The organism is Streptomyces sp. NPDC051173, from assembly GCF_040689515.1.
Taxonomy (GTDB): domain Bacteria; phylum Actinomycetota; class Actinomycetes; order Streptomycetales; family Streptomycetaceae; genus Streptomyces.
Genome location: NZ_JBFBBD010000136.1, coordinates 1 through 6,994, shown reverse-complemented (window position 1 = coordinate 6,994; position 6,994 = coordinate 1). Strand labels below are relative to the sequence as shown.

At 68.9% G+C, this 6,994-nt stretch carries 6 protein-coding genes; 4 read left to right on the top strand and 2 right to left on the bottom strand.

Features of this window, described 5'->3' with window-relative positions; genetic code table 11:
• Window positions 1–105: 105 nt before the first annotated feature.
• The 4 genes from AB0435_RS33610 to AB0435_RS33595 all read left to right on the top strand — a co-directional run bounded on the left by AB0435_RS33610 (window position 106) and on the right by AB0435_RS33595 (window position 3,889).
• Window positions 106–420 carry a nuclear transport factor 2 family protein gene (locus tag AB0435_RS33610; RefSeq protein ID WP_366428685.1) on the top strand — a complete coding sequence of 105 codons (315 nt, stop codon included), beginning with the start codon at window positions 106–108 and terminating at the stop codon, window positions 418–420.
• 704 nt (window positions 421–1,124) lie between these two features.
• Window positions 1,125–2,372, top strand: coding sequence for a helix-turn-helix transcriptional regulator (locus AB0435_RS33605; protein WP_366428684.1), 1,248 nt, complete (start codon window positions 1,125–1,127; stop codon window positions 2,370–2,372).
• A 204-nt stretch (window positions 2,373–2,576) separates the two neighbouring features.
• Entirely contained in the window at window positions 2,577–2,717 is a 141-nt protein-coding gene (locus tag AB0435_RS33600) for a hypothetical protein (RefSeq protein ID WP_158688813.1), read from the top strand.
• Window positions 2,714–3,889, top strand: coding sequence for a methyltransferase domain-containing protein (locus AB0435_RS33595; protein ID WP_366428683.1), 1,176 nt, complete (start codon window positions 2,714–2,716; stop codon window positions 3,887–3,889). The genes AB0435_RS33600 and AB0435_RS33595 overlap by 4 nt, the downstream gene beginning before the upstream one ends.
• Before the next feature lie 275 nt (window positions 3,890–4,164).
• On the opposite strand, the gene AB0435_RS33590 is transcribed toward AB0435_RS33595, so the two are convergent.
• Both AB0435_RS33590 and AB0435_RS33585 read right to left on the bottom strand, forming a co-directional pair.
• Window positions 4,165–5,616, bottom strand: a complete 1,452-nt coding sequence (locus AB0435_RS33590; protein WP_366008458.1) for an aldehyde dehydrogenase family protein — start codon at window positions 5,614–5,616, stop codon at window positions 4,165–4,167.
• Between the two features lies 1 nt (window position 5,617).
• Window positions 5,618–6,994: hydroxyacid-oxoacid transhydrogenase (locus AB0435_RS33585; protein ID WP_366428682.1), on the bottom strand; the 1,377-nt coding region annotated here is incomplete at its 5' end.

Here is a 6,994-nt window from a genome sequence, read left to right as displayed (position 1 = left end):
AGGTCTCCTACCACCCCTTCACCCGCCCACTCGACCTCATCGGCCTGCCCTGACCTGCACCACCACATGATCACCAGGACTTTGAATCAGCCCTGTGGAGGCATCATGGCGGTCAACCAGTTGGACCCGGTCGTGGCGAAGTTCGTGGATGCGCTCAATACTGGTGACAGCAACGGATTCTTCGGTCTGCTCACGCCGGATGCGACCATGAGTGATGACGGCACCGATCGCGATCTCCGCAACTGGGTCCAGAGCGAAGTCTTCGGCAGCGGCGGCCGTATGGACGTTGAATCGGTGGCGGACGGCGGGACCGCTTTGGTGGCCAACTACACCAACGACCGCTGGGGTGCTATGCGCACTGCATGGCGCTTCACAGTGCCCGGCGACAAGATCTCCCGCTTCGAGACAGGGCAAGCCTGAGCAGAGCCCACCCCGCGGCCAGCCGTAACCAACGTCCGGCAGTTTTATACATGCCGGGGCTGTCCGGGGCAGATCCCTGGGGAACCCTTGCGCTCCAACGTCCGCATGAAGCCGAACACTGCCGCCCCGTCCGCACCGCTCAGCGGAGACAAGCACTCGGCACCCTTGACGCGTCGCGCTCACGTTCTCAAGCGTGATCGCCGGCTGTGCCAATGGGCGCGTGTGGACACGGGCGCGTTGTGCGGGCTGCTCGCCACCGACGTTGACCACATCGAACCGGGCAACAACCACGGTGCCGAGAACCTTCAAGCTCTCTGCCGCTTCCATCACGCGAAGAAGAGTGCGAGAGAAGGCGCAAGAGCAGCGAACGTAAGGCGTGAGCGACGCGAAAGAACGCGCGAAGGTCAAGGTTCAATGCGAAGTCAATTGCTGAATTCTCTTCGCGATTCGCCGAACGCGGCAAACGATGCTGGCGACAGTCGGTACTTTCGGACGCTCAGGGTGGAGAGGGGTGCCCCCTCGCCGGCTCGGGACGCCTGATCTCCAACCCCCGCAATGATCCATGGAGTTGTGCACCTTCGGTTCCATAGCCCCGCACCTTCCCCTGTCAGGGTGGGTGCGGGGCCTTCTGCATGTCCGGGGCTGCTGGCCGGGCGTACGCTGGACGGACGAGAGCACGACACCACACGCACTAGGCGGGGATCATGAGCGCTCTAGGGGAGAACGTCAGGAAGCACCGGCGGCTACGGGGTCTGACTCAGGAACAGTTGGCCTACGCGGCCGGCCTCGCTCCCTCCACCGTCGCCAAGCTGGAACAGGGCGGAAACGTCCGCATCGAGACCCTTCACATTCTGGCTCGCGCCCTACATGTGAAGACCTCTCAACTCATGGCCTCCGACACACCGGAACCTGTCCGGGGCGAAGACCCGACGCGCGTTGGACTCGCCGAATTGCGGAGCGCCCTTACTCCGCCCCTGGGAATCATCAACAGTGGAAACGTAAGGCCTGACGAGGAACCAAACCTCCCCGCACTGCTGGACGTGATCCGCACCGGGTCAGCGGCATACGATTCAGACAACTTCGGTTCTGTGGCGGGCAAGATGCCTCAGATCATCCGAGACACCAATTCCGCTGTCGCTTACTTCGACAACGGAGAGGAGCACGCAAAGGCACTGTCTGCGCGCGCAGAGGCGTACTTGTTGGGTGGCCGGTACCTCACACAGGTTCGGCAATATGACCTCGCCTACCACGCGCTGTCCGGAGCGATTCAGGATGCACAAGCAGTCCAGGACACGGACACCGCCGGCTATGCCGTGGTCATCATGTCGTGGCTTCTGCTGAGGCAAGGACGTTTCGATGATGCGGAGCGCGCTGCCATTGAGACAGCGGATCACCTGGAGCCGCGAATCTCGAAAGCACCCCCAGAAAGGCTTGCAGTCTGGGGCTGGCTTGCCTTGCAAGCGGCTGCTGCTGCGGTCCGCAACAACCGCCCCGACGACAGTGCGGAAGCCCGCCGAATTGCCGAGTCTGCCGCTGCTGCCCTGGGAAGGCACTCCGATGCCCGGCACCGATTCGGTCGGTTCGACACCGCCGTTGCCGGAATGAAGGGGCTGGAGGATGAGCTGATCTCGGAGAACGGCGACCCATACCGCGTGATTGACGAATCGACCGGAAAGGCCCGGTTCTCGGATCACGCCATGAAGGCGGCCCGCATTGCTGAGACGGACAAGGAATGGAACCGGCACCGGCTCACAGTGGCGACGGCGTTCGTCAAGGTTGGTGAGCACGATAAGGCGCTCGACCGACTGACAGCCGTGGACTACGCCAACCCGCAGTGGCTCCGGCATCAGCGCATGGCGCAGGACGTGATGACGGCGATCGTCCAGCGCCGTAAGCGCAGGCTCACCGCCGAGATGCGCGCCATGGCCACCCATCTGGGCGTGCTGGGCTAGCTACCACGTAGCGCGGTAGTTCCGGACGGCCAATGCGCCAACTACCGTGCTGCCACGCTGGATTGACGCGTTCTGCGGCCATAGCTTTGCGGTATCCCGAAACGGCCGACCTGGATCCCCGCCCGGCCAGCACGCCCTCTCATTCCCGTGAAGCGGAGTCGGCCGGGGCGGGTACCCAGCACCATCGACAATGGAGGTACGGCGATGCAGAAGCACGCGTGGTGGCTGACCATGGCCGACGGCAACCCGCAGGACGACAGCGACAGCGGCAACAAGCACGGCGGGGGCGGTTCGGACGAGGGTGGCAACACCAATGACGGCAAGGACCCGGCGGACGGCAAGTGACCGAGCACACCGCGAAGGCGGTGGGCCCCCAGGGGCTCGCCTCCGTGCTCATGGAAAAGGGAGCTCTCACGAGCGATTGGCTCCCTGCGTTCGAGGCGGTACCGCGTCACGCGTTCATGCCGGATGCGATCTGGCCCGGCCGCGCCGGCATGAACCGGCAGAGTGACCGCGTGATCCGCAGCGAGGAACCCGACGTGTGGTGGGAGGCCGTCTACCGGGACGCGCCGATCACGACGCAATGGGATGACGGGGCGTACACCGGAACAGGCAAGGGCAAGTCTCCTACCTCTTCCAACTCCATGCCCACCATGGTGTTCTCGATGCTGGACGCCCTCGGCATCGAGGACGGGAGTACCGTGCTGGAGATCGGCACCGGGACCGGGTGGAACGCTGCTCTGCTGTCTCACCGGCTGGGCGCTGAGGACGTCGTCAGCGTCGAGGTGGACGAGTCCAGTGCGGAGGACGCGCGTACCCGCCTCAACCTTGCTGGGCTCCGTCCGCTGGTGCATGTCGGCGACGGGGCGCAGGGGTACCCGGAGCGGGCCCCGTACGACCGGCTGATTGCTACCTGTTCCATTGGCAGCGTGCCCCTGGCATGGCGGGCGCAGGTGAAGCCGGGCGGGGTGATCGTGACCCCGTGGGGGCCGGCGTACGGCGGGGAGGCGGTAGTGCGTCTCACGGTCGCTGAGGATGGTTCGGCGTCCGGCCCGTTCGTGGGGTCGTCGGCGTTCATGCGGATGCGTGCTCAGCGGGTCCAGCGTCGGCACGTCCGTGAGTACCTGGGCGGGCGGAAGTGGCCGGCGGACGGCGTGAAGTCCATGACGTCACTGTCGCCGGACGACCTGGGCGACTGGCACGTCATGTTCGTCATCGGGGTGCAGGTGCCCGACGCGTTCCCGTGGATGGAGTCGTACGACGACGGCTCTTACACGCTCTGGCTGCGGGACACGGCCGTCACGTCGTGGGCGACCGCTGACTACGTGCCCGGGAGGGATGAGTTCGAGGTCTACCAGTCCGGTCCCAGGAACCTCTGGGATGAGGTGCTGGTGGCCTACCGCTGGTGGGACAAGCAGGGGCGGCCGGGGTTCGAGCGGTTCGGTCTGACCGTGGACGGTGACGGCGAGCGGGTGTGGCTCGACTCTCCGGAGCACTCCTTTCTATCCGTGAACTGACGGCCCCCACTGGTCCCGGCCGGCGTTCTCCCGAGCGCTGACCGGGGCCTTTCTGCTGCTCAGGCAGACGTCATCCGGTGTGCATCCCGGAGGGTGTACGGTTCCAGCTACCTCCCCCAGACTCCGTCCGGGGGTGCCCCCAAGGTGCCCCCAACGGGCTGGATTCGGGGGTCTGGGGGCTTGCCCCCCACGCGGCGGAGCCGCACATCAGACGCAGCCGGGAAGGGGCGGGGTGGGGAGCCCGCCGCAGGCGCCGACCGGACCGTCAGCCCCCGTCACAACGGCCCGTCCACCCGGATCGCCACCGCCTTCACCCGCGTGTACTCCAGCAGCGCAGCAAACCCCTTCTCCCGGCCGAAGCCCGACTGGCGGTAGCCGCCGAAGGGGAGTTCGACGCCGCCGGCCGCACTGTAGGTGTTGACGAAGACCTGGCTGACCCGCAGCGCGCGGGCCACCGCGTGGGCCAGGCCCACGTCGCGGGTCCACACCCCGGCGCTCAGGCCGTACGTGGTCGCGTCGGCCAGGGCGACGGCCTCGGTGGTGTCGTCGAACGGCGTGACGCACAGGACCGGCCCGAAGATCTCCTGCTGGGCGACGGGCGCGTCGGGCGGGACGTCGTCGAAGAGCGTCGGTTCGACGAAGAAACCTCCCGCCGCGACGTCCGGCACTCCCCCGCCGACGACGAGCCTGGCGGCCTTGCGGCCGCCGTCGATGTGGCCGAGCACGGTGTCGCGCTGGCGGGCGGAGATCAGGGGCCCCAGGTCGGGGTCCTCGGCGCCCGGCCCGATGCGCAGCCCCGTGAACGCCTCGGCGAGGGCCGCGCTCACTCGCGCGTGGACACTGCGGTGGACCAGGACCCGGGTGCCCGCGGAGCAGTTCTGCCCGGCGTGCTCGATGACGGAGGCGACGATCCGCGGCACGGTGGCGGCCGGGTCGTGGTCGGGGAAGACGAGGTGCGGTGACTTGCCGCCGAGTTCGAGGGTCACCGGGACGATGCCGTGGGCGGCCGCGGTCATGACGGACCGTCCGGTCCGGCGGGAGCCGGTGAAGGCCAGGTGGTCGAGTCCGGGGTGCGCGGCCAGGGCGGCCCCGGCCTCCGGGCCCGTGCCGGGGACGGCGTTGAGCACCCCGGCGGGGAGTCCCGCCTCGGTGGCGAGCGCGGCGATGCGCAGCGGCGTCAGGGGAGCGTCCTCGGCGGGTTTGAGTACACAGGTGTTGCCCGCCGCCAGCGCCGGGGCGAGGGTGCGGGCGGTGATCTGCATCGGGTAGTTCCAGGGAATGATGTGCCCGCACACGCCGTGCGGTTCCTGGAGGGTGTAGGCGAGCAGGTCGGGGTGGTCGAGCAGCGTGCGCCCGTGGAGCGCCTCGACGGTCCCGGCGTAGAAGTCGAAGTAGCGCGCCGCGACGTCCGCGTCGGTGTACGCCTGGCTGATCGGCTTGCCGGTGTCCAGGCACTCCAGTTCGGCGAGCTCGCGGCGGTGGGCGCGCAGGGTGTCGGCGACGGCCCGGCAGGCCGCGGCGCGGGTGGCGGCCGTGGTGTGGCGCCAGGTCTTCTCGAAGGCGGTACGCGCCGCCGTCACCGCCCGGTCGATCTCGGCGGGCCCGCAGCGGCTCACCCGGGCGCAGGGCAGGCCGGTGGACGGGTCGAGGTCGACGAAGGTGTCACGGGCCGGGACGCTCCGCCCGTCGATGAACGCCTCCGCCACCGGTAATTGACGCTGCGTCATATCATGCCGCCGTCCCGTGGTCGAGCGACCTGGCGAGGATGCCGGAGAGGTGCGAGCGGTCGACGTCGCGCGGGCAGCAGGCCAGCAGCCGCTCCTGGCGGGCCGCGCCCTCGGTGAGGGCGGGGATGTCGCGGGCGGTGTAGCCGAAGTCGGACAGCCCGCGCGGCCCTCCGGTGTCGGCGACGATGTCGAGGAGGGTCTGCGGCAGCAGGTCGGCGCCGTTGCGCACGGTGGTCCCGTCCAGGCTCGCGCCGAGGAGTTCGGCTGCGCGCAGGTGCCGCTCCGGGGAGGTCGCGTAGGTGAAGGCGAACGCCTCCGGGGCCGTGACGACGACGGACTCGCCGTGCGGGACCAGCGGGTGGTCGACCCGGTAGTCGCGGGGGCGGTAGTCCGTGACCAGGCCCGCGATCGGGTAGGCGCAGGCGTGCGGGATGTGCGTGCCGGCGTTGCCGAAGCCCATGCCCGCGAACAGCGCGGCCCGGCTCATCCCGGCCCGCGCCTCGATGTCGTACGGATTGAGGACGGCCCTGCGCAGATAGCGCCCGACCAGGGTGAGGGCCTGCTCCGACCAGACGTCGCTGATCGGGTTCGCGCCGACGTAGACGGGCCGGACACCCGGCGAGGCGTACGGGGGCCGCCGGTCGTAGGGGCGCGTGGTGTACGACTCGCAGGCGTGGGTGAGGACGTCGTAGCCGGAGGCGGCGGTCACGGCGGGCGGCATCGTGACCGTGTTCCACGGGTCGACGACGGCGGCGGTGGGGCGCAGCCGTGGGTCGGATATGCCGGTCTTGACGCGTTCGGAGACGACGCCGAGCGCGACCATGCAGGTGCACTCGCTGCCGCTGCCGGCCGTGGTCGGCACGGTGATCAACGGCTTGAGGGGGCGGGGCACGGGCGCGCCGTCACCGATCGGCCGGTTGAGATAGCGCCGGAGCCCGCTGCCCGGACAGCTCCGCAGCAGGTTGATCATCTTCGCGGTGTCCATGGAACTGCCGCCGCCCAGCCCTATGTAGCAGTCGAACTCCCTTGTACCGAGGGAGGCGGCGGCCTCCTCGCACCCTCTGTCGGTCGGCTCGACCTCGGCCCCGTCGAAGACCGCCGTCTCCACACCCTCCTGCTCCACGAGTGCGCGGACGCGCTGCGGCAGTTCCAGGCGGGCGAGGTTGGGATCGGTGACGATGAGGACGGAGCGGGCTCCCAGCTGCCGGATCTCGTGGCCGATCTCTTCGGTGGCGTGGAGTCCGTAGCGGACGGGTGGGGCTTGCCAGGTGATGACGGTCTCGCACCGTCGCCCGTGCCCTGGCCGGTGGTGAAGCGCGCCCGGCCCATGCCCACGCGCACCCGCCCGTCGGTGACGTCCGTGATCCGGACCGCCGCG